20 protein-coding genes are annotated in these 20614 nt (G+C 74.3%); 14 read left to right on the plus strand and 6 right to left on the minus strand.

Annotation, left to right across the window (positions count from 1 at the left end; genetic code table 11):
- Window positions 1-73: 73 nt before the first annotated feature.
- Entirely contained in the window at window positions 74-598 is a 525-nt protein-coding gene (locus CNX65_RS35980; RefSeq protein ID WP_177154522.1) for a hypothetical protein, read from the plus strand.
- Here CNX65_RS35980 and CNX65_RS04925 read toward each other — a convergent pair.
- Complete coding sequence (locus CNX65_RS04925) at window positions 545-1345, minus strand: hypothetical protein (protein ID WP_096491702.1); 801 nt, start codon at window positions 1343-1345, stop codon at window positions 545-547. The two genes, CNX65_RS35980 and CNX65_RS04925, sit on opposite strands and share 54 nt — an antisense overlap.
- A gap of 321 nt (window positions 1346-1666) precedes the next feature.
- Between CNX65_RS04925 and CNX65_RS04930 the strand changes: the two genes are divergently transcribed.
- The 5 genes from CNX65_RS04930 (at window position 1667) to CNX65_RS04950 (ending at window position 5716) form a co-directional block, all read left to right on the plus strand.
- Entirely contained in the window at window positions 1667-2794 is a 1128-nt protein-coding gene (locus tag CNX65_RS04930; RefSeq protein ID WP_096491703.1) for an acyl-CoA dehydrogenase family protein, read from the plus strand.
- Window positions 2795-3850, plus strand: coding sequence for a s-methyl-5-thioribose-1-phosphate isomerase (locus tag CNX65_RS04935; RefSeq protein ID WP_096491704.1), 1056 nt, complete (start codon window positions 2795-2797; stop codon window positions 3848-3850).
- Complete coding sequence (mtnC, locus tag CNX65_RS04940) at window positions 3847-4521, plus strand: acireductone synthase (RefSeq protein ID WP_096491705.1); 675 nt, start codon at window positions 3847-3849, stop codon at window positions 4519-4521. Before CNX65_RS04935 ends, mtnC begins: the two co-directional genes overlap by 4 nt.
- Window positions 4522-4595: 74 nt before the next feature.
- Entirely contained in the window at window positions 4596-5150 is a 555-nt protein-coding gene (gene mtnB / locus CNX65_RS04945) for a methylthioribulose 1-phosphate dehydratase (RefSeq protein ID WP_232520128.1), read from the plus strand.
- Window positions 5147-5716, plus strand: coding sequence for a 1,2-dihydroxy-3-keto-5-methylthiopentene dioxygenase (locus CNX65_RS04950; RefSeq protein WP_096491707.1), 570 nt, complete (start codon window positions 5147-5149; stop codon window positions 5714-5716). Before mtnB ends, CNX65_RS04950 begins: the two co-directional genes overlap by 4 nt.
- A gap of 67 nt (window positions 5717-5783) precedes the next feature.
- Here the strand turns inward: CNX65_RS04950 and CNX65_RS04955 are convergent, their stop codons facing one another.
- Window positions 5784-6575, minus strand: coding sequence for a phosphotransferase (locus CNX65_RS04955; protein WP_157767507.1), 792 nt, complete (start codon window positions 6573-6575; stop codon window positions 5784-5786).
- 533 nt (window positions 6576-7108) lie between these two features.
- Between CNX65_RS04955 and ctaD the strand changes: the two genes are divergently transcribed.
- The 6 genes from ctaD to CNX65_RS04985 all read left to right on the plus strand — a co-directional run bounded on the left by ctaD (window position 7109) and on the right by CNX65_RS04985 (window position 14460).
- Window positions 7109-8899 carry an aa3-type cytochrome oxidase subunit I gene (gene ctaD, locus CNX65_RS04960; protein ID WP_096491709.1) on the plus strand — a complete coding sequence of 597 codons (1791 nt, stop codon included), beginning with the start codon at window positions 7109-7111 and terminating at the stop codon, window positions 8897-8899.
- Window positions 8900-8990: 91 nt separating this feature from the next.
- Window positions 8991-10211 (plus strand): phosphoserine phosphatase SerB, encoded by a 1221-nt coding sequence (gene serB / locus CNX65_RS04965; protein ID WP_096491710.1) that lies wholly within the window; start codon window positions 8991-8993, stop codon window positions 10209-10211.
- A gap of 104 nt (window positions 10212-10315) precedes the next feature.
- Window positions 10316-10993: a peptidyl-tRNA hydrolase gene (locus CNX65_RS04970; RefSeq protein WP_232520129.1), complete on the plus strand. Its 678-nt coding sequence runs from the start codon at window positions 10316-10318 to the stop codon at window positions 10991-10993.
- Between the two features lie 988 nt (window positions 10994-11981).
- Window positions 11982-12770: a hypothetical protein gene (locus tag CNX65_RS04975; protein WP_157767508.1), complete on the plus strand. Its 789-nt coding sequence runs from the start codon at window positions 11982-11984 to the stop codon at window positions 12768-12770.
- On the plus strand, window positions 12767-12970 hold the full coding sequence (locus tag CNX65_RS04980; RefSeq protein ID WP_096491713.1) for a hypothetical protein: 204 nt from the start codon (window positions 12767-12769) through the stop codon (window positions 12968-12970). Before CNX65_RS04975 ends, CNX65_RS04980 begins: the two co-directional genes overlap by 4 nt.
- Window positions 12971-13047: 77 nt before the next feature.
- On the plus strand, window positions 13048-14460 hold the full coding sequence (locus tag CNX65_RS04985; protein ID WP_096491714.1) for a phospholipase D-like domain-containing protein: 1413 nt from the start codon (window positions 13048-13050) through the stop codon (window positions 14458-14460).
- A gap of 19 nt (window positions 14461-14479) precedes the next feature.
- Here CNX65_RS04985 and CNX65_RS04990 read toward each other — a convergent pair whose 3' ends face one another.
- The 4 genes from CNX65_RS04990 to xrtP form a co-directional block, all read right to left on the minus strand.
- The gene (locus tag CNX65_RS04990) at window positions 14480-16429 is read right to left on the minus strand and encodes an ATP-dependent DNA helicase (RefSeq protein WP_256373814.1); all 1950 of its coding nucleotides are present in this window, start codon (window positions 16427-16429) and stop codon (window positions 14480-14482) included.
- Between the two features lie 334 nt (window positions 16430-16763).
- Entirely contained in the window at window positions 16764-17339 is a 576-nt protein-coding gene (locus tag CNX65_RS04995; RefSeq protein ID WP_096491715.1) for a biotin transporter BioY, read from the minus strand.
- 135 nt (window positions 17340-17474) lie between these two features.
- Window positions 17475-18779 (minus strand): glycosyltransferase family 2 protein, encoded by a 1305-nt coding sequence (locus CNX65_RS05000; RefSeq protein ID WP_177154541.1) that lies wholly within the window; start codon window positions 18777-18779, stop codon window positions 17475-17477.
- A 44-nt stretch (window positions 18780-18823) separates the two neighbouring features.
- Window positions 18824-19342: an exosortase P gene (gene xrtP / locus CNX65_RS05005; RefSeq protein ID WP_309142026.1), complete on the minus strand. Its 519-nt coding sequence runs from the start codon at window positions 19340-19342 to the stop codon at window positions 18824-18826.
- 275 nt (window positions 19343-19617) lie between these two features.
- On the opposite strand from xrtP, the gene CNX65_RS05010 reads away from it, so the two are divergent.
- Window positions 19618-20406 carry a choice-of-anchor P family protein gene (locus CNX65_RS05010; protein ID WP_096491717.1) on the plus strand — a complete coding sequence of 263 codons (789 nt, stop codon included), beginning with the start codon at window positions 19618-19620 and terminating at the stop codon, window positions 20404-20406.
- 11 nt (window positions 20407-20417) lie between these two features.
- Window positions 20418-20576 (plus strand): LPXTG cell wall anchor domain-containing protein, encoded by a 159-nt coding sequence (locus tag CNX65_RS05015; RefSeq protein WP_218181568.1) that lies wholly within the window; start codon window positions 20418-20420, stop codon window positions 20574-20576.
- Window positions 20577-20614 lie beyond the last annotated feature (38 nt).

A 20614-nucleotide genomic window follows, 5' to 3' on the forward strand; every position in this document is an offset into this window, starting at 1 on the left:
AACTCCTGTCGCCGCACATGGCGGGGGACGACCCTGGGAAGCGGAAGGTCGACCGAGTCGAGGAGGGGTTCCGATGCGTTCCACGATCCCACTGGTGGTCTGCATGGTCGCGCAGCTCGTCGTGGTGGCGCTGGTGGTCGTCGGCGAGCAGCCCAACGGGTTCCTGGCCGCGCTGGTGACCGCCGCGTTCGCCGAGACGCTGCCCGACCTGTGGAGCCGGGCCACGAGGCTGCGCAAGCGGATCGCGGCCGAGCGGCGGGGCGGGGCGGCCGGGCGCAGGAGCGTCGAGCGCGAGCGGTGGGGCATGGCCGAGCGGGGCGGCGCGCGCGGTGAGCGCGACTACTGGGAGAAGGCCCGAGCGGAGAAGGCCCGTGCGGAGAAGGCCCGAGCGGGGAGGAAGCCGGGGCGCGAGCCCGACGGGAAGCGGCCCCGCCCCGGTCCGGGCGGCAGGCGCGGACCGGGGCGGATCGGCGGGACGCGGAAGCGGCGCTGCGCCGGGCGCGGACCGGGGCGGGGCGCGGCGGGGAGCACGCGACCCGGCGGGTCACACCACCCGCGCCGCCGCCACCGGCCGCTCGGCCACCGGGTACACGCCTGACGACGCGGCGTTCACGCTCCACCGGTACCGGGTGAACTCGCCCGTCCGGTCCGACGCGTAGAACATCATGTGCCCGAACCCGGCGCCCTCGGTCTGGTTCTCCGCGTTGAAGATCCGGCTGTCCGGGAACGCCGCGTAGTGCCCCACGCCGTACTGGCCGTGGGGCTCCGACGTGCAGTCCACGATCTCCACCGCGTACTGCGTCTCACCGGGGAAGTTCAGCCTCGGGCTCGGCGCCTCGTACGCGCCCCTGACCTCGCGCACCATCACGATGTGCCCGGTGTTGGTGTCCTGGTCGTTGCGGTAGTCGATCGCGACCAGGTCGCCGGGCCGCAGGTCCGCCACCCGCCGCACCCGCTCGAAGTGCGGGACGCCGCCGCGCGCGAACACCTCGCGGTAGTCGCGGGCGAACGGGCTGGCCACGCCGAAGTGCGCGGTGAAGAAGCGCTGCGTCGCCCAGCGGTGCGAGCGGCGCAGCACCGCGGTCTGGAACGACGCGCACTGGCTGCGGTTCACCCACGTCGACGCGTCCGCCGGGTCGCCCCAGCGCACCACGTTGCGCTGGCTGGGGTCCTTGTAGACGTTGTTCGCCAGCGGGCAGGTCGGCAGCGACAGGTGGCCGACGAGGTTCTCGGCCTCCAGCAGGTGCGGGGTCGCTGTCCTGGGCGGACGCGCCGGGTGGGGCTCGTCCGCGACCGGCCTCGGGGCCGTCGCGACCCCCGAGCGCGATCTGCGTGGCAAGTCCATTCGCGTCCTCCACTTCGGGTTCGGGCCCGGACACCGTAGACGACCGTGACCGCGACCACGCCGCCAGCGCACCGCTCCCCGCCGGACCGGGCCCGCTGCCACGCGTTCGGGTGCACGACCGGCCACCTGGTCGGGGGAGTACCCGTGATCAGCGCGGACGATGCGCGGGCGGCGCGACGAACCCGCAGGTCACCGACGCGCGCCCGCGCCCGTCCGCGCGGCAGGCCCGGCGCGGCCACCGGGTCCCACGTGACGGAATGCTCACGGGGAGCCCCGCCCCGGCGCACTAGGCTCGCCTGCCGGGAACCGAGGAGGGCGTGGATGCGGGACTGGCTGGGCGTGGCCGCCGACGTGGCCGAGAAGCTGCGGGGCGACGCCGCTGAGCGCGACCGGCGCGGGGAGGACCCCGTCGCCGAGGTCGCCGCGCTGAAGGACTCCGGGTTGCTGACCGTCGCCGACTGGGACGCCCAGCGCGCGGTCGTGCGGGTCGTGGGCGCCGCCGACGCCAACGTCGGGCACCTGCTCGGCTACCACTACCTCCAGGTGTGGCGGGGCGGGCTGTTCCTGGACCGGGACGCCGCCGCCGCGCGCTCCGCCGAGCTGCACGGGCAGAACCTGTTCTGGGCGGGCATCAGCAACCCGCTCGACGCCGCCCTCCAGCTCACCCCCGTCGACGGCGGCTACCGCGTCGACGGCCGCAAGACCTTCGCCACCGGCGCCGCCGTCGCCGACCGGCTCGTGGTCAGCGCGACGCGCGTCGACACCGGCGGGAAGCTCACCTTCACCCTCGACGCCAGGGCCGAGGGCGTCAGCCGCGCGGGCGAGTGGGACAACATGGGCCAGCGGCTCACCGCCAGCGGCGGCGTCCAGCTCACCGACGTCCTGGTGCCCGAGGCGCAGGTCCTCGGCCCGGCGGACGGCACGAGCCCCCGGCTGTCGCTGGCCGCCATCGGGTTCCAGGAGGCGCTCTCCCAGCTGCACGTGGCCATCGCCGAGGGCGCGCTCGCCGAAGCCGCCCGGTACACCCGCGAGACCACCCGCCCCTGGTTCCTCAGCGGCGTCGACTCGGCCACCGAGGACCCGTACGTCCTCCAGACCTACGGCGAGCTGGTCGCCGACGTCCAGGCCGCCGGGCTGCTCGCCGACCGCGCCTCCGCGCTGCTGCGCGACGCCTCCGAGGCCGGGACCGCGCTCACCGCCGGGCAGCGCGCCGAGACCGCCGCCGCGATCTCCTCGGCCAAGGTCGTCAGCACCAGGGTCGTCAACCACACCACCGCGAAGGTGTTCGAGCTGTGCGGGGCCCGCGCCACCGCGAGCAAGCACGCGTTCGACCGGTTCTGGCGCAACGCCCGCACCATCACGCTGCACGACCCGGTGGCCTACAAGGCCCGCGAGGTCGGCGCGCACTTCCTCACCGGCCAGCACGCGCCGTTCACCGGGTACAGCTAGGTGGCGGCCCCGCAGGCGGGCGACGGGCCCGCGCTCGCCCACAGCGTGCTGCTCGCCGACGACGGCGTGCACGTGCTGGACCGGCGCAGCTTCCCGTTCGAGCGCACCTGGGTGCGGTGCGGCACGGCCGCCGAGGTGGCCCGCGCCATCGAGGACATGGTCACCCAGTCGTCCGGGCCGTACTTCGCCGTGCTGTGGGGGATGGTCCTGGCGGCGCGGGAGGCGCGCGGGCTGCCCCGCGCCGAGGCCCGCGCGCGGCTCGCCCAGGTCGGCGAGGACTTCATCGCCACCCGGCGCACCAACAACGCCCTGCGCAAGGCGGTCGCGGCCGTCCTCGCCGGGGTCGACGCGCACGAGGACGTCGAGGCGGGCGCGCTCGCGGGCGCGATCGCGGGCGACCGCCGCTACCGGGACCGCAGCCGCGCGCTGGGCGAGCACACCGCCGCGCTGCTGCCCGACGACGGCGCGGTGCTCACGCACTGCTGGGCCGACCTGTACCTGACCGAGACCGTCGCCGCCGCCCAGGCGAGCGGCAAGCGCCTGAGGTTCTTCTGCACCGAGACCCGCCCCTACCTGCAGGGCGCGCGGCTGACCGCCGAGACGCTCGCCGAGATGGGCGTGGACACCACGCTGATCACCGACGGCATGGGCGCGGCCGTGCTCGCCACCGGCGAGGTGTCCGCGCTGCTCACCGCCGCCGACCGGGTCACCATGGACGGGCACGTGGTCAACAAGGTCGGCACGCTCGGCCTCGCGGTGGCCGCCTCGGCGTTCGACGTGCCGTTCCTGGCGATGGTGCAGGCCCCCGACCGGCTCGCGCCCACCGCCGCCGACGTGCCGATCGAGCACCGGCCGGGCGAGGAGGTGCTGAGCACCCTGGGCAGGCGCACCGCCAGCGACCGGGTGCGCGGCCTCTACCCGGCGTTCGACGTGACGCCGCCGAGGTTCGTCACCACCGTGGTCACCGACCGGGGCGCGCTCGCCCCAGACCGGCTCGCCGACTACTACCGGCACGATGACCAGCAGGGACAACTACCAGCAGGGGACAGCGAATGACTGAATGGGTCGTGCTCGACATCGAGGGCACGCTCAGCTCCACCGACCAGGTCCTGGTCGTGCTCTACGACTACGCGCGCCCGCGCCTGGGCCCGTGGATCGACGAGCACGGCGACGACCCGGCCGTCGCGCAGGCCGTGGCGCAGATCCGCGAGCTGTCCGGCGCGACCGGCGGCACCGACGACCTCGTGCGGGTGCTGCACGGCTGGATGGACGCCGACCAGAAGGTCACGCCGCTCAAGACCCTGCAGGGCCTGATCTGGCAGCGCGGCTACGAGACCGGCGACCTGGTCGCCGAGCTGTTCCCGGACGTGGTGCCCGCGCTGCGCGAGTGGCACGCGGACGGGCTGCGGCTCGCGGTGTTCTCCTCGGGCTCGGTGCCCGGCCAGGTCGCGTTCTTCGGCCACACCTCCGAGGGCGACCTCCGGCCGCTGTTCGAGCACCACTTCGACACCGTCAACGCGGGCCCCAAGCGCGAGGCCGCCTCCTACCTGGCGATCGCCTCGGCGCTGGGCGCGGCCGACCCGGCCGGGATCACGTTCTACTCCGACGTGCCCGCCGAGCTGCACGCCGCCGCCGAGGCGGGCTGGAAGACCGTGGGCGTGGCGCGCGCGGGCGAGCCCAACGCCGACGCCGACTTCAGCCCGCACCCGGTGGTGGGCGAGCTGTGACGGCGGGCGCGGCGGACGTGGAGCTGCGGGCGGCGGGCGCCGCGCTGGCCGCCGAGTGCGCGCGCTACGCGGGCATGGGCTGGATGCGCGGCACGTCCGGCAACCTGTCGGTCGTCCTCGGCCGCGACCCGCTGCGGCTCGCGGTCACCACCAGCGGCAAGGACAAGGGCGAGCTGACCGACGACGACGTGGTGGTCGTCGACGAGCGCGGGCGCACCGCCGGTGGTGACGGCGACCCGGTGAAGGTCCCCTCCGCCGAGGCTGGCCTGCACGGGCGGATCGCCGCCGTGGCGGGCGCGGGCGCGGTCGTCCACGTGCACGCCCTCGCGCCGGTGCTGGCCGCCGAGTTCTGGCCGGACGGCGTCGAGCTGCGCGACCTGGAGATGCTCAAGGGCTTCGGGCGCGCCGACCACGACGTGGTCACGATCCCCGTGGTGCCCAACAGCCAGGACATGGGCGTGCTCGGCGACGCGTTCGAGGCCGGGTTCCGGCCGGACGTGCCCGCGCTGCTCGTGGCCAGGCACGGGGTGTACGCCTGGGGGGCGGACCTGCGCCAGGCCAGGCACCGGCTGGAGTGCCTGGAGTGGCTGCTGCGCTTCAAGGTCGAGACGAGGAGGGACTCCCGATGACCCTGCTGACCGCGTGGGCCGACGACAACCCCGACGAGGTGCTGCTGCGCACCTCGGAGCCGGACGAGGTGCGGGCCGAGCTGGAGCGGCTCGGCGTGCGGTACGAGCGCTGGCCCGTGCTGCCGGACGTGACCGTGGACACCGCGCTCGACGCCTACCGCGAGCAGGTGGCGCGGGTGGTGGAGACCGAGGGGTACGTGCTGGTCGACGCCATGCACCAGACCCCGTCCGACGACCCGGGGTGGCTGGCCGCCGCGGCGGGCGCGCGGGCGAGGTTCCTGGCCGAGCACACCCACGACGACGACGAGGACCGGTTCTTCGCGCGCGGCGCCGGGGTGTTCTACCTGCACGTGGCCGGGCGGGTGCACGCCGTGCTGTGCGAGGCGGGCGACCTGCTGAGCGTGCCCGCGAACACCACCCACTGGTTCGACATGGGCACCAGGCCGGACTACGTGTCGATCCGGTTCTTCCACGACGACGACGGGTGGGTCGGGAACTTCACCGGCAGCGAGATCGCCAAGTCGTTCCCGACGTTCGACGAGCTGATGGCCGGGCACCGGGGCTGAGCGCCCGGTCGACGACGCCCCGGCGCGCCGCTCGGCGGGCCGGGGCGTCGTGCTGTCCGGGGCGCGGTCAGGCGCGGTCCCGGCCCGCGCGGCGCCCGCGGACCAGGCGGGCCGCCGCGCGCCAGCAGTCCGCCTGGAGGGCGCGCAGCTCGGCGAAGCGCGCGAGGACCTCGGGCCCGGCGCCCGCCGGGTCCTGCGGGTCCACTCCCACCGGGTCCACTCCCACCGGGTCCGCGAGGTCGGCCCCGGTCAGGCCCGCGCAGGCGAGGTCCCACGCGGGCGGGCCGAGCCAGGCGTCCTCGAAGTCGTTCCACACCGGCCCGGCGTCGGTGAGCAGCACGTTGCCCGCGTGTGCGTCGCCGTGCAGCGGTCGCACCGGCACGTCCGGCAGGCGCGCCACCAGGTCCGCGCGCCGCCGGACCAGGTCCGGCGGCCGTCCCAGCAGCTCCAGCGCGGCGTCCACGTCGTCCAGCGGCCCGCGCGCGGGCAGTTCGCCGCCGTGGTCGCGCAGCGCCTCGTGCAGCCCGCCGAGCAGCGCGGCCAGCCCGGCGGCGGGCAGCGCGCCCGGCCGGTGCGGCACGTGCCGGGCGAACGTCACCGCGTGCCCGTCCCGCTCCACCGGCTCCACCACCGCCACCCCGCGCGCGGCCAGGTGGCGGCTGACCGCGTCGGCCCGCCGGAAGTGCCCCAGCACGTCCCCGCGCACCGCCGCCGTCACCGCGCCGACCCTGGCCACCACCGGGGCCGGGCGCAGGTGCACGAGCACGTTGCTGCCGTCCCCGAGCACCACCGGGTCGTCGACCGGCAGGCCCAGTTCCGCCGCCGACGCGAAAAGTGCTCGCAATTCCGGTCTGCCCACCCCGGAAAGGTGCCACGGGAGCGCGGGAAAGGGCACCCGGTTTCCGCGCGGCCGGAATCGGCCACCCCGAGCCGGACCATTCCCGCACCTCCCCCGCCGGGCCCGCGCGGGGGCTCCGGCGGCGCTCGCGGGCGGACCGCACGTTCGGTAAGGTCGACCTGTCCGACAGGGGCCGGGTCCTCGGTCAACTGGTGCCCCGCGCCCCTTGCGCGGACCATCGGGCCTGTGCTCGTGGACCACCGCCCGGACCGCCGGAAAGGCCGTCCGGAGTGGGGTGCAGCGGCTTCCGCTCGCCGGGAAACACCCTTCTGACCAGCGGGACCACCAACTTGACATGATCATCGCCGGGTTGCTGACCGCGGTGGACGCGCTTGCCCGTCCGGGCGGTCCGCCGGTGTGACCTGAACTACGTCGGGTGATCGGTGGCGAGGGTCAAGCGCGCCGCGCCCGAACAAGACGTCTACGATCCGGTGAGCCGGTGGCGACCACGCTCAGCCACCTGTGAATGAAGAACCAACAGTGCAGGAGGCACCGTGACGGCCGTAGCCCCGCAGCCGATCGCAACGCGGCCCTTCGGGACTCGCGAGGCGGTCAAGGGTTCGTTCCTGCTGCGGATGTTCCGCACCACGGACCACAAGCAAATCGGCATCATGTACCTGGTCACGTCGTTCATCTTTTTCATGGTGGGCGGCGCGATGGCGATGCTGATCAGGACGGAGCTCGCCCGACCGGGGATGCAGTTCCTCTCGAACGAGCAGTACAACCAGCTGTTCACCATGCACGGCACGGTGATGCTGCTGCTGTACGCCACCCCGATCGTGTTCGGCTTCGCCAACTTCATCCTGCCGCTGCAGATCGGCTCGCCGGACGTCGCGTTCCCCCGGTTGAACGCCTTCTCGTACTGGCTGTACCTGTTCGGCGGCATCATCACCATGTCGGGCTTCCTCACGCCCGGCGGCGCCGCCGACTTCGGCTGGTTCGCCTACACCCCGCTGTCGAACGCCATCCACTCGCCCGGCGCGGGCGCCGACCTGTGGATCGCGGGCCTGGCGGTCGGTGGTCTCGGCACCATCCTCGGCGCGGTCAACATGATCACCACGATCGTGTGCCTGCGCGCGCCCGGCCTGACCATGTTCCGGATGCCGATCTTCACCTGGAACATCCTGGTCACCAGCGTCCTGGTGCTGCTGGCGTTCCCGATCCTCACCGCGGCCCTGCTCGGCCTGCTCGCCGACCGGCACATCGGAGCGCACGTCTTCGACCCGGCCAACGGCGGCGTGATCCTGTGGCAGCACCTGTTCTGGTTCTTCGGCCACCCCGAGGTCTACATCATCGCGCTGCCGTTCTTCGGCATCGTGTCCGAGGTCTTCCCGGTCTTCAGCCGCAAGCCGATCTTCGGCTACAACGGCCTGGTCTACGCCACGCTCGGCATCGCGGCGCTGTCCGTGGCCGTGTGGGCGCACCACATGTACGCCACCGGCGCGGTCCTGCTGCCGTTCTTCGCGTTCATGACCTTCCTCATCGCGGTCCCGACCGGCATCAAGTTCTTCAACTGGATCGGCACGATGTGGAAGGGGCAGCTCACCTTCGAGTCGCCCATGCTGTTCAGCATCGGCTTCATCGTGACCTTCCTCTTCGGCGGCCTGTCCGGCGTCCTGCTGGCTGCCCCGGCGATCGACTTCCACGTGTCCGACACGTACTTCGTCGTCGCCCACTTCCACTACGTGCTGTACGGCACGATCGTGTTCGCCACCTTCGCGGGCATCTACTTCTGGTTCCCCAAGATGACCGGCCGGATGCTGGACGAGGGCCTGGCGAAGCTGCACTTCTGGACCACGTTCCTGGGCTTCCACGCCACGTTCCTGGTGCAGCACTGGCTGGGCGCCGAGGGCATGCCCCGCCGGTACGCCGACTACCTGGCGGCCGACGGCTTCACCACGCTGAACATGGTCTCCACGATCGGCGCGTACCTGCTCGGCGCGTCCACGCTGCCGTTCATCTGGAACGTGTTCAAGAGCTACCGGTACGGCGAGGTCGTGAAGGTCGACGACCCGTGGGGCTTCGGCAACTCGCTGGAGTGGGCGACCTCCTGCCCGCCGCCGAGGCACAACTTCACCGAGCTGCCCCGCATCCGCTCGGCCCGCCCGGCGTTCGAGCTGCACTACCCGCACATGATCGAGCGGATGCACGCCGAGGCGCACGTGACGCTGACCGGCCGCGCCATCCCGCACGAGAAGGCCAAGTCGGCCCCGTCCGAGCTGGCCGCCAAGGCGGTGCAGTCCGGCACCGCGTCGGAGGGCACCGAGCACGACCACAAGCACTAGTAACCTGAGACAGGTTCAACGAGGAGCCCCGACGACCAGCGCGGTCGTCGGGGCTCCTCGCGTTTCCCTGGCAGAGGAGCCGGTGTTGACGATGCCCAGCGCGACCCCAGTCCTGATCACCGTGACCGGCCCGGACAAGCCGGGCGTGTCCTCGGTGCTGTTCGCCGTGCTCACCAGGCACGGGGTCGACGTGCTCGACGTGGAGCAGGTCGTGATCCGGGGCAGGCTGGTGCTCGGGGTGCTGGTGTCCGCCCAGCGCGACCCCGAAGGCATCCAGGAGGCCGTGGAGCAGGCCATGGCGACGGTGTCGATGAGCGTCGAGGTGGAGATCGGCGCCGACTCGCGCCGCACCGCCCGGCTGGAGTCCAGCCACGTCCTGATCCTGCTGGGCCACCCGGTCACCGCGCGCGCGTTCACCGAGGTCGCCCGCAAGCTCGCCGCGCTCGGCGCGAACATCGACGCGATCCGGGGGGTCGCCGACTACCCGGTGACCGGGCTGGAGCTGCGGATCTCGGTCGCCGACGACACCGAGGAGGCGGACGCGCAGCTGCGCTCGGCGCTCGCCGTCGTGGCCGCGCGCGCCGGGGTGGACGTGGCCGTGGAGCGGGCCGGGCTGACCAGGCGGGCCAAGCGGCTCGTCGTGTTCGACGTGGACTCCACGCTCATCCAGGGCGAGGTGATCGAGATGCTGGCCGCGCACGTGGGCGTGGAGCCCCAGGTCCGCGAGATCACCGAGGCGGCCATGCGGGGCGAGCTGGACTTCGCCGAGTCGCTGCAGCGGCGCGTGGCGCTGCTGGAGGGCCTGGACGAGGGCGTGCTGGACGAGGTGGCCGCGTCGCTGGAGCTGACGCCCGGCGCGCGCACCACGATCCGCACCCTCAAGCGGCTCGGGTTCCGCTGCGGGGTCGTGTCGGGCGGGTTCACCAGGGTGATCCGGTCGCTGGTCACCGAGCTGGGGCTCGACTTCTGCGCGGCCAACGAGCTGGAGGTCGTGGACGGCAAGCTCACCGGCCGGGTGCTCGGCGAGATCGTGGACCGGCCGGGCAAGGCGGTGGCGCTGCGGCGGTTCGCGGACTCGGTCGGGGTGCCGATGGCGCAGACCGTCGCGGTCGGGGACGGGGCGAACGACATCGACATGATCGGCGCGGCCGGGCTGGGCATCGCGTTCAACGCCAAGCCCGCGCTGCGCGAGGTCGCGGACACCGCGCTGTCGCACCCGTTCCTGGACGCGGTGCTGTTCGTGCTCGGCGTGACGCGCGCCGAGGTGGAGGCCGCGGACCTCGCGGACGGCCTGGACCTGGTGCGCCAGTGACGGGGGTCGAGCCGGTGACGGGGGTCGAGCCGGTGAGCGGGGTCGACTCGGTGAGCGGGGCCGGGCTGGCGCCCGTGACCGGGCAGGCGAACGGCGTCCTTTCGATGCTGCTGGGCCGCGACTACGGCGAGCCCGAGGGCGAGCTGGTGCGCGCCATGCCGGTGGTGATGCGCATCGAGCGCAGCGCGCCGCCGTCGCGGACGGACGTGCTGGAGGCCGCTGCCGCCGCCGCGGTGGCGGTGTGCCTCGACCCGCGCGCGGAGCCCGGTGGCGAGTGGCACGACGAGGTCGTGGCGTGGGTGCGCGGGCGCATCCGCAAGGTCGCCAGGAGGGCGCGAGGGGCGCACTGGGAGGCCGTGCAGGCCCTGCCGGGCGTCACGGTGACCGTGGGCGGCGCGTCGGTGCGCGCGTTCGTGCCGGGGGTCGTGGGGGAGGCGCCGAAGGAGATCAGCCGGTTGCAGATCTCCGGCAGCGAGCTGCCCGAGGACGGCGAGCCGGGGCCCGTGCCGGAGGGCGCGCGGCTGCTGTGGCTGAACCCCGGCGTGACCATGACGGCGGGCAAGGCGGCGGCCCAGGTCGGGCACGCCTCGATGCTGCTGGCCCCGCACCTGGGCGCGGCGGAGCTGGAGCGGTGGGCGGCGGCCGGGTTCCGCTGCGCGGTGCGCACGCCGAGCCGGGCCGAGTGGGACGCGCTGGTGGCGCTGCCGGACGCGATCGTGGTGCGGGACGCGGGGTACACCGAGGTCGAGCCGGGAACGGCGACGGTCGCCGCGGTGCGCTAGGCCCGCACGGGGGGCGGGGATGATCCGGGAAAAGGCGTCCCCGCCCGGCGCGGGTGAACACTTTCGAGTGAATTTCTTCGGTTCAAGTGTTCCGATGGCAATGCGATGTCCCGTCACGTCCGGGATCGGTCCGGATCATTTCACGGGGTGTTCCACCGTTCAACCACCCGGCCGTCGTCCGGCCGGTCCGGGGCCCGCTTTCCGGTGGTGATCCGGATCACTGCCACCGTGGTGGCCCGTTCCGGGAGCGGAGGGTGCTCCCTCCCGGTCGGGCCGCGCGGGCGTCCGTGGAACCTGTCTGATCCCGCCGCCCCCGCGTTACGCGCTCCCGCGTCCAAGCCCGCTCCCCGCCGCCGCGCGGGCGTCGCGAGGCCGGGACGCGGCGGGCCCCCGTTGGCCCGGAGGCCCGCCGCACTGCCCGAGGTCGCCCAGGTCAAGGGGTCGGTCACGGGTCCCGCCCGCTCCCCGAGGACTGCTCGGAGGAGTTCGAGCGCGTGGTCACCGTAGACGAGCCCCGGAAGCGCCACCACCGCCGTCCAGCCACGTCCGTGGCGCGTCCAACCCGGCGGGACGCGGTCCGCGCTGGACAGCGGCCCTCCTCACCCGGTCGGCGCAGTCCCCCGCAGGGGTTGGTTCTTGGACGTCCAAATCGACGACTTGACGCTCATCTGCCTTGTCATAAAGCCGCATTTGTGCGTTGCCGGGCCATTGGTCCCGCGCCGATCCCAACCATTCCGCCACTGTCGGCGCCTTGCTCTACGCTTCAACCCAGTGCGACCGCACCGCCCAATCCCGAACCGCCGGTTGGCCCCGGCGGACCTATTCGGGAGGCGACCGCGTCGAGCACCAGCCCAGGTCGAGGGACGAAGAAGCACAAGTCGAGAACGGGGTTCCGCGTGAACGCTCTGCCGAAAGCCGCCTTACCCGGACCGGACCGGGACCGCCGCGGCGGAGAACCCCCGCGCGCTCCCGCACGCGGGTGATCCCCGTGAGCACCGTGCAGGGTGACGGCGGCGCGCAGCTCCGGCGGCGCCTCCAGCACCGGGTGCTCAGCGCCTGGCGCGCCGCGGGCAGCCCCTCCCACCGGGAGCTGGTTGCCCGCGGCGTGCGTCCGGCCATGCTCCCCGAGCTGCTGCGGGGCGGTCGCCCGACCTGGCAGCACACCTTCGCCGTCCTCGACGCCTGCGGCGTCGGCCAGGACGAGATCCTGCGCTGGCGCCGCGCGCTGGAGGCCGCGGAACGGGGAACGGCACCACCAGACCGATGCCTCCTGCCCGAGCGGGCGGGAGCGCTGAGCGGAGGAGTTCCACCGAGCATGAGCGACACCGACGCCGGGCCGGTCGACCCGCTGGCGCTGGCGACCGCCGCCGTGACCGCCAAGCAGTACAACCAGGCGCTCGACGCGCTGCGCCGGTCGTGCGAGCTGTCCTACCAGGAGATCTCCGACAACACCGGCGGGGCGCTGCCCAAGAGCACCGCGCACAACCTCTGCACCCGCGACACCCTGCCCACGCGGGCCGAGCAGGTCGTCCAGTTCGTCCTCGGGTGCGGGCAGGACCGGGAGCAGGCCGCCCTGTGGATCGCCCGCTGGGAGGGGCTGCGCACGCGGCTGCGGCACGCCGAGATCCACCGCGCCCTCGGACCGCTGCCCCCGCCCACCGGGGAAGCGCTTCCCGCCGGGCGCCCGGCGACCGCGGAACCCGCGCCGCCCGACGCGGTCGGCCGGGTGTGCGGCTGGGTCACCAAGCTCCTGGCGCGCCCGAGGGGTGGGCGGTGACCGTGGTCGACAAGGACGAGCGGGACCCGCTCATGCCCCTGCGCACCGCCGTCGTCCTGATCGCCGCGCTGCTGTGCGGCGGCCTCGTCGGCGCCCTGGCCTACCTGGCCGGGGACAACCTGCCCGCCGCCACCATCGTCGGGCTGGCCGCGCTCGCCGGGGCCGTCGGGTTCTTCCACGGGCACATCGGGCGCGGGTGAGCTGCGGTGCGGGGGCGCGGTCCCGCGCGCCCCCGCACCGCGTTTGAACGACCACCCGCGCGGTCAACACCCACCGCATGGGGCTCTTGGACGTGCTCGACGAGCGGCTCGGCGACGGACTGGAGCGGGCCGTGCTGGGCCACCACCGGCGCAGGCTCGGCAAGCTCGGGTGGGGGAGCGTGTTCTGCGGCGACGCGGGCCCGTGGAGCCCGCACCGCGCGGTCAGGGACGGCAACCTGGTGCGCGTGCTCGTCGACGGGCGCGAGGGGCTGCCCGAGATCGACGCGGCCATCCGCGCCGCGCGCTCGCACGTCCACATCGCCAACTGGCACGCCAGCGCCGACTTCCGGCTCACCCGCGAACCCGGCTCGCCCCCGCTGCGCGACCTGCTCGCCGACGTCGCCGAGCGGGTCGACGTGCGGATGCTCGTGTGGGGCGGGCCGCCCGTGCCGCTGTTCGAGCCGACCCGCGAGCGCGCCCGGCGGTCCACCGCCGAGTTCGAGCGGGACAGCCGGGTGCGCTGCCTGCTCGACACCCGCGAGCGCACCCTGCACTGCCACCACGAGAAGATCGTGGTCGTGGACGACGAGGTCGCCTTCGTCGGCGGCCTGGACTTCACCGCGCTCGACGGCGACCGGCACGACACCACCGACCACCCGCCGCGCGAGCCCGTGGGGTGGCACGACCTCGCCGCCCGGATCGAGGGGCCCGCCGTCGCCGACGTCGCCGAGCACTTCCGGCAGCGCTGGCAGGAGATCGCGCGCGAGGAGCTGCCCGAACCGCGGGTGCCCGAGGCCAAGGGCCGGTCCAGCGTGCAGATCGCGCGCACCGTGCCCGAGCGCACCTACGACTTCGCCCCGCGCGGCGACTTCAGCCTCGCCGACGCCTACCTGCGCGGCCTGCGCTCCGCCGAGCGGCTCGTCTACCTGGAGAACCAGTTCCTCTGGTCGCCCGAGGTCGTCGAGATCCTCATCGGCAAGCTCCGCACCCCGCCGGACCCGCGCTTCCGCGTCGTGCTCGTCCTGCCCCGCAAGCCCAGCAACGGCGCCGACACCACGCGCGGCCAGCTCGGCAGGCTCCTGGACGCCGACGACGGCAACGGCCGCCTGGTCGCGGCCACCCTCGCCGCCCACGACGGCAGCCCGGTCTACGTGCACGCCAAGCTGGCGATCGTGGACGACCGCTGGCTCACCCTCGGCTCGGCCAACCTCAACGAGCACTCGCTGTTCAACGACACCGAGGTCAACCTCGTCACCGACGACCCGGAGCTGGCCCGCGACACCCGGCTGCGGCTGTGGGGCGAGCACCTCGGGCTGGGCAAGTCCGAAGTGGACGGACCGCCCGAGGAGGTAGTGGACCGGCTCTGGCGCGCCGCGCTCGACCCCGGCGCTGGCCGCGCGGGCGACCACCGGGCGGTGCGCCTGCCCGGTGTGTCCCGCCGCTCCGAACGGCTCCAGGGACCGCTGCGCGGACTGCTCGTCGACGGCTGAGCGGGGGAGGGGCGGGGCCCTACTTGTTCGCCGCGTCCAGCCGCTTCAGCGCCGCCTTGACCACCTCGGTGTCGTACGTGGTCCAGAACGGCGGCAGCGACGCGCGCAGGAAACCGCCGTAGCGCGCCGTCGCCAGCCTCGGGTCCAGCACCGCCACCACGCCCTTGTCGTTCATCGACCGCAGCAACCGCCCCGCGCCCTGCGCCAGCAGCAGCGCCGCGTGCGTGGCCGACACGGTCAGGAACCCGTTGCCGCCCCTGGAGTCCACGGCCTTCTGCCGCGCCGACGCCAGCGGGTCGTCGGGCCTGGGGAACGGGATGCGGTCCATCACCACCAGTTGCAGCGAGGGACCGGGCACGTCCACGCCCTGCCACAGCGACAGCGTGCCGAACAGGCACGTCCGCGCGTCCTCGGCGAACCGCTTCACCAGCTGCCCGGTCTGGTCGTCACCCTGGCACAGCACCGGGAAGTCCACCCGCCCGCGCAGCGCCTCGGTCGCCGCCTTCGCCGCGCGCATCGAGGAGAACAGCCCCAGCGCGCGCCCACCCGCCGCGTTCACCAGGCCCTCCAGCTCGTCCAGGTACGCGGGCGGCAGGCCGTCGCGACCGGGCGGGGGCAGGTGCCGCGCCACGTACAGGATGCCGCTGCTGCCGTGCTCGAACGGCGAGCCCACGTCCAGCCCGGTCCACCTCACCGCGCCCAGGTCCGACGGCGGCTCCTTGTCCGTCGCGGTCCCCGCCGCCTTCCCGCCGCCCTCGGCCTTCCGCGCGCCCGACGCGGCGGGCAGCCCCCACTGCCTGGCCAGCGTGTCGAACGTGCCGCCCAGGGTGAGCGTCGCCGACGTCAGCACCGTGGTGCGCTTGCCGAACAGCCGCTCCCGCAGCAGGCCGCCGACGCCCAGCGGCGCGACCCGCAGCACCGGCGCGCGGTTCCCGCCGAAGTCGCCGGACACCCACACCACGTCGTGCTCGTCGTCGAACGCCTCCAGCACCCGCACCGCGCAGTCGTGGATGTCGTCCAGCAGCGACAGCGCCAGCTTCCGCGTTGTCGAGCCCTCCACGTCCTCCTTGCGCTCGGGCCCGAGCGAGGTGATGCACACCCGCGCCGCGTCCCGCACCGCCGCCACCGTCGTGGCCAGCGCCTTCGGCAGCGACTCCAACCGGCCCGCGGGCGCGTCCTCCAGCAGCATCCCGAGCCCGTCACCGGCCTCGGCGAGCCGGTCCGCGACGGCCTGGTCGACGAGCTTGCCGCACCGCCGGGCCGCCGTCGTGATCGCCGCCGAGCCCAGCTCCTCGGTCGCCACGGAGGTGACCCGGTCGACCAGGTCGTGCGCCTCGTCGATCACGACCACGTCGTGGTCGGGCAGCACCTGGTAGCCCTCCAGGGCGTCGATGGCGAGCATGGCGTGGTTGGTGACCACGACGTCCGCCCGCCCCGCCTCGGCGCGGGCCTTCTCGGCGAAGCAGTCGGCGCCGATGGGGCACTTGCTCACGCCCAGGCACTCGCGCGCGGTGACCGACACCTGCTTCCACGCCTGGTCGGGCACGCCCGGCACCAGCTCGTCCCGGTCGCCGGTCTCGGTGTCGGAGGACCACTCGTGCAGCCGCTTCACCTCGCGGCCGAGCTTGGACACCGCGAACGGGTCGAACAGGCCCGCCTCCTCCGGCTCGTCCGGGGCCCCGCTGTGCAGGCGGTGCATGCACAGGTAGTTGCGCCTGCCCTTGAGGATCGCGAAGCGCGGCTCCCGGCCCAGCTCCTTGCGCAGGGCCTTCGCCAGGCGCGGCAGGTCCCGGTCGACGAGCTGGCGCTGCAGGGCGATCGTCGCCGTCGAGATGACGACGGTGCTCTCCTCGGCGACGGCGTGCCGCAGCGCGGGGACCAGGTAGGCCAGCGACTTGCCGGTGCCGGTGCCCGCCTGGACGGCGAGGTGCTCGCCGGTGCGGATGGAGCGCTCGACGGCGAGCGCCATGTCCACCTGCCCCTCGCGCTCGGCTCCGCCCACGGCCTTCACGGCGGTGGCCAGGAGCGCGCGGGTGTCGGGGACGGTGGTGATGGCGGGGGGCACGGCGAAGACCGTACCGGGCGGCGCCGACGGTCCGGGGCGGTCCGGGGTGGTCCGCCGGGGACGGGGTGGTGAGGGGAGGGTCACGCGGGTGGGCGCGCGCCGGGCGGAGGAGCCGCACCCGGGGAGCCGCGCACGAGGCCGAGGTGCGGCGGCCGGTGGTTCGCGCCGCCGCGCAGCACGGGCCCGGCCCCGTTGCCGGACCCCGTGCGCTCACTCCCGGTCGATCACGTCCGGTCGATCACTTCCGGTTGACCAGCGCCCAGGTCGCGGGCAGCAGGCCCGCGGCCAGCGCGGTCTTGATCGCGTCGCCGATCAGGAACGGCACGACGCCCGCGGCCAGCGCGGCGCCCAGGCCCATGCCCGTCGCGGCCATCAGCCACGGCACGCCGAACGCGTAGATCGCCAGGTTGCCCAGCGCCATCGTGCCCGCCGTGCGCAGCGGGGTGCGGTCGCCGCCGCGCGCGGCCAGGTAGCCGACCAGGGAGCCGGCGAACACGAAGCCGACGACGTAGCCCAGCGACGGGGGAGTGCCGTAGGACGCGCCCTGGAACCACGGCACACCGGCCATGCCCGCCACCAGGTAGAGCAGCATCGACGCCGAGCCGCGCCGCCAGCCCAGCGCCGCGCCGACGAGCAGCGCCGCGAACGTCTGGCCGGTGATCGGGACCGGGGTGCCGGGGACGGGCAGCGCGATCTGCGCGGCGACGCCGGTCAGCCCGGCGCCCGCGACGACCAGCGCGACGTCGCGCGCCAGCGCGCCGGGGACCAGATCGGCGAGCACGGCCCTGCGGCCGGGAACGGCGAACACGGACACGGGGACCTCCAGGGTTCGTGGGACTCACCGGGAGGTTAATCGCGCGCGACCCGCTCGGCGCTGGTCGGACCCTACAAAGTCAGCCGCCCGCCGCAGTCCGCGCCCGCCAACCGGCACCGTCGTCCCAGCGGGTGGTCACCGACCGGCGTGCGGCGGTTCGGTGTTCCGCCGGGTCTTGGTCCACCCGTCGCGCCCGGTCGCCAGCCGCGCCGCCGCCCGCCACGACGTCAGGTAGAAGGTGTAGACGTACAGCCCGTAGCCGAACCCGTACCCGAGCGAGCGCCAGAACCCGGTGCCCGGCTCGCACCGCGCCCGGTACACCGGCCCCCACAGCACGAACGGCACCAGCCCGAACACCCCGTACACCGCGAACAGCAGCCACGCGCCGCCGGTGAACCACGACCACACCGCGCCCGGCGCGAGCACCACCTGGTGGGCCAGCAGCAGCAGCGGGACCGGGTAGACGAGGGTGCCGAGCAGCTGCATCCACGGCTGCGCCAGGTAGTAGGTCAGCTCCGCCGCGCCCAGCGTGGACAGGTGCGGCGAGTCCCAGACGCGCCGCAGGTAGCGGGCGCACTGCATGGTGCCCTGGCCCCACCGGGTGCGCTGCGCCAGGAACCGCCGCAGGCTGTACAGGCCCTCCTGCCGCACGTGCGCGCCGGTGGTGAACGCGGTCCGCCAGCCCGCCGTGAGCAGGTGCACGCCCAGCTCGAAGTCCTCCAGCAGCGACCCGCGCCACGGCCCGGCCGGACCGGCCACCGAGTCCAGCGCGGACAGCCGGGTGAACTGGCCGTTGCCGCCCAGCGAGATCGTGCCGGTGACGCCCCTGGACAGCTGGATCGCGGCGATCGCGGTCCGGAACTCCAGGTCCTGCATCCGCACCAGCCCGGCCCCGAACGCCCGCCGCCAGCGCGGAACGCCCTCCTGCCGCACCCCGGTGTTGACCATGCGCACGTCCACCTGCACCGCGCCGACCTCGGGCGAGCCGAACAGCTCGGGGGCCGCGCACACCTCCAGGCAGTTCGCGGCGGGCCTGCCGTCGGCGTCCACCACGACCACCACGACCCGCCCCGCGTCCAGGTCGCCGCGCCCCGCCAGCCACGCCCGCAGCGCCCGGTAGCCCGCGTTCAGCGCGTCGCCCTTGCCGGTGCGCGCCGACGGCGCCCGCCTGCGCACCAGCCGCACCGCCGGGTCCGCCTCCGCCAGGGCGCGCACCACCTCGGCCGTGCCGTCCGCCGAGTCGTCGTCGACCACCCACACGCGCGCCGCCGGGAACGTGGCGCGCAGGTAGCGCACCGTCCCGCCGACCACCGCGGCCTCGTCCAGGCAGGGCAGCAGGAAGTGCCAGTCGAACCCGGCCGGGTCGCCGGACGGCTCCGGCCTGCGCCGCAGGTACGGCACCACGATCACGCCCACGTACACCAGGAACGCCACGCTCATGGTCAGCGCGAGCGCCTGGGTGAACCCCAGCAGCGCGTCCAGGCTCACCGGCGCGTCGCCAGCCAGGTGAAGGCCACCAGCGCGGCGGCCCCGCCGAACACGCTCACCAGCGACCCCAGCAGCGTGTGGCCCCAGTGGTAGCCGTCCGCCACGCCCAGCCAGCGCACCAGGCCGACCATGAGCAGCACCCGCGCCTGGTTCACCAGCACCACCGCGCCGCCCGCGACGGCCAGCGCCAGCAGCACGCTCCGGGTGATCCGGGGCCGCAGCGCGACCATCACCGCGCCGACCACCAGCAGCGGGACCAGCAGGAACGCCGAGGTGCACTCCGGGGTCATCCGCAGGCCGAGCGGCGCGTCCGTGCCGAGGCCGAAGTAGACGGTCTGCCGGTGCGCGGCCACCTCCACCCCGTCCTCGCCGATCAGGCCGAGCAGCGCGCCCGCCAGGGTGATCTCGGCGGCCCGGTACGCGGTGTGCGCGAGCACCAGCGCCGCCGAGCCGCCGAGCAGGGCGGCCACGACCACCCGGTGGAGTCGCCCCGGTCGGGGGACAGCCAGCACCACGAAACCCATCCCTTCCCGCACGTTCTGCACGACCGGTCAGCGCTCGAACGAGCTATCGAATGGACATCGGACCGCGCGCAGTGCGACTGCACTCCCTGAACAGGTGACAAAGTGAGGCTAATTCGGAACTGGAATCCACCGTAGGTGCGAGGCTGTGGGCGATTCGAGTGGCCGCACTGGGCTTTTCCGGGCATCCCCTGTCAAGGCATCCCCGGAACAGCCGATAGGTGCAAATGCTCCCCCCACACGATTCCCCGGACGGAGAAGGGAAATCCATGCGCGTCCGAACCCCGCGCCACCGCGTCCCGCGCCCCAGCGGACTAGCCGGACTGGTCGCGGTGGCCGCCCTCCTGATCAGCGCGACGCCCGCCTGGGCCGAGGCGGGCGACGCCTCCGCCTTCGGCGTGCGGCTCGACCTGTCGCTCCTGGGCAGCAGGGCCACCTCGGTCGGCCCGTTCGCCGCCGCCCACTCCGAGGACGGGCCGCTCACCAGCACGTTCAAGACCGTCGACGTGCCCGGCGCGCTCTCCACCGGCCTGCTCAGCACCGACTCGGCGCGCGACGAGCGCTCCGGCGGCCTCGCCGCCCGCGCCAGCGTCGTCGACGTGCGGGTGGACCTGCTGGCCGCGCTCACCGGCTCCTGGTCCGCCGAGGCCGTGGAGGCCGAGTGCTCCTCGACCCAGGACGGCCTCACCGGGTCGGCCAGGCTGGTCGGGCTGAGCGCGGGCACCCTGCAGACCCCGGCCGCCGAGCCCGCCCCCAACACCACCGTCGACGTGGGCGCGCTCGGCGTCACCGTGGCGGAGCTCGTGCTCAACGAGCAGGTCCGCAACGACGACGGCAGCCTCACCGTCACCGCGCTGCGCCTGCGCCTGCTCGACGGCGTCGTCGGCTCGCTCGGCAGCGGCGACCTGGTCATCTCGTCCACGACCTGCGGCGCCGCCGCGCTGCCCGTCCCGCTGGCCTCCGGCGCGGGCCTGTGGATCGGCGTCGGCGCGCTCGCGCTGGTCGTGCTGCCCGCCTCGTACGCGGCCGGCCGTCGGCGCGCACCGGAGGTGGTGTGAAGGTGTACCGGATGCCTGGCGCAGGGGTCGCCGTGGGAACGGGCGTGGGAACGCTCGCCGCGACCGGCGCCGATGTGACGTGGTGGGTCGTCGCGGGTGTCGCGCTGCTCGTCTCGGGGGTCCTGCTGCTTCGCAGGTCCCGCGGGCGGCGCGCGCACCACGACGGCTGATCGCGAGCGGGGTCCCCGGCGACCCAACCCCCCGAGCG

This window comes from Actinosynnema pretiosum (assembly GCF_002354875.1).
GTDB lineage: Bacteria > Actinomycetota > Actinomycetes > Mycobacteriales > Pseudonocardiaceae > Actinosynnema > Actinosynnema auranticum.

Excerpts from the sequence above, each read along its gene's own strand:
- CNX65_RS35980 (WP_177154522.1), top strand. The coding sequence starts at position 74 with ATGCGTTCCACGATCCCACTGGTGGTCTGCATGGTCGCGCAGCTCGTC.
- CNX65_RS04970 (WP_232520129.1), top strand. The coding sequence starts at position 10,316 with ATGCTGCTGGGCCGCGACTACGGCGAGCCCGAGGGCGAGCTGGTGCGC.
- CNX65_RS05015 (WP_218181568.1), top strand. The coding sequence starts at position 20,418 with ATGCCTGGCGCAGGGGTCGCCGTGGGAACGGGCGTGGGAACGCTCGCC.
- CNX65_RS04930 (WP_096491703.1), top strand. The coding sequence starts at position 1,667 with ATGCGGGACTGGCTGGGCGTGGCCGCCGACGTGGCCGAGAAGCTGCGG.
- CNX65_RS04950 (WP_096491707.1), top strand. The coding sequence starts at position 5,147 with ATGACCCTGCTGACCGCGTGGGCCGACGACAACCCCGACGAGGTGCTG.
- CNX65_RS04985 (WP_096491714.1), top strand. The coding sequence starts at position 13,048 with ATGGGGCTCTTGGACGTGCTCGACGAGCGGCTCGGCGACGGACTGGAG.
- serB (WP_096491710.1), top strand. The coding sequence starts at position 8,991 with ATGCCCAGCGCGACCCCAGTCCTGATCACCGTGACCGGCCCGGACAAG.
- mtnB (WP_232520128.1), top strand. The coding sequence starts at position 4,596 with ATGGGCTGGATGCGCGGCACGTCCGGCAACCTGTCGGTCGTCCTCGGC.
- CNX65_RS04990 (WP_256373814.1), bottom strand. The coding sequence starts at position 16,429 with ATGGCGCTCGCCGTCGAGCGCTCCATCCGCACCGGCGAGCACCTCGCC.
- mtnC (WP_096491705.1), top strand. The coding sequence starts at position 3,847 with ATGACTGAATGGGTCGTGCTCGACATCGAGGGCACGCTCAGCTCCACC.
- CNX65_RS05000 (WP_177154541.1), bottom strand. The coding sequence starts at position 18,779 with ATGAGCGTGGCGTTCCTGGTGTACGTGGGCGTGATCGTGGTGCCGTAC.
- CNX65_RS05010 (WP_096491717.1), top strand. The coding sequence starts at position 19,618 with ATGCGCGTCCGAACCCCGCGCCACCGCGTCCCGCGCCCCAGCGGACTA.
- CNX65_RS04925 (WP_096491702.1), bottom strand. The coding sequence starts at position 1,345 with ATGGACTTGCCACGCAGATCGCGCTCGGGGGTCGCGACGGCCCCGAGG.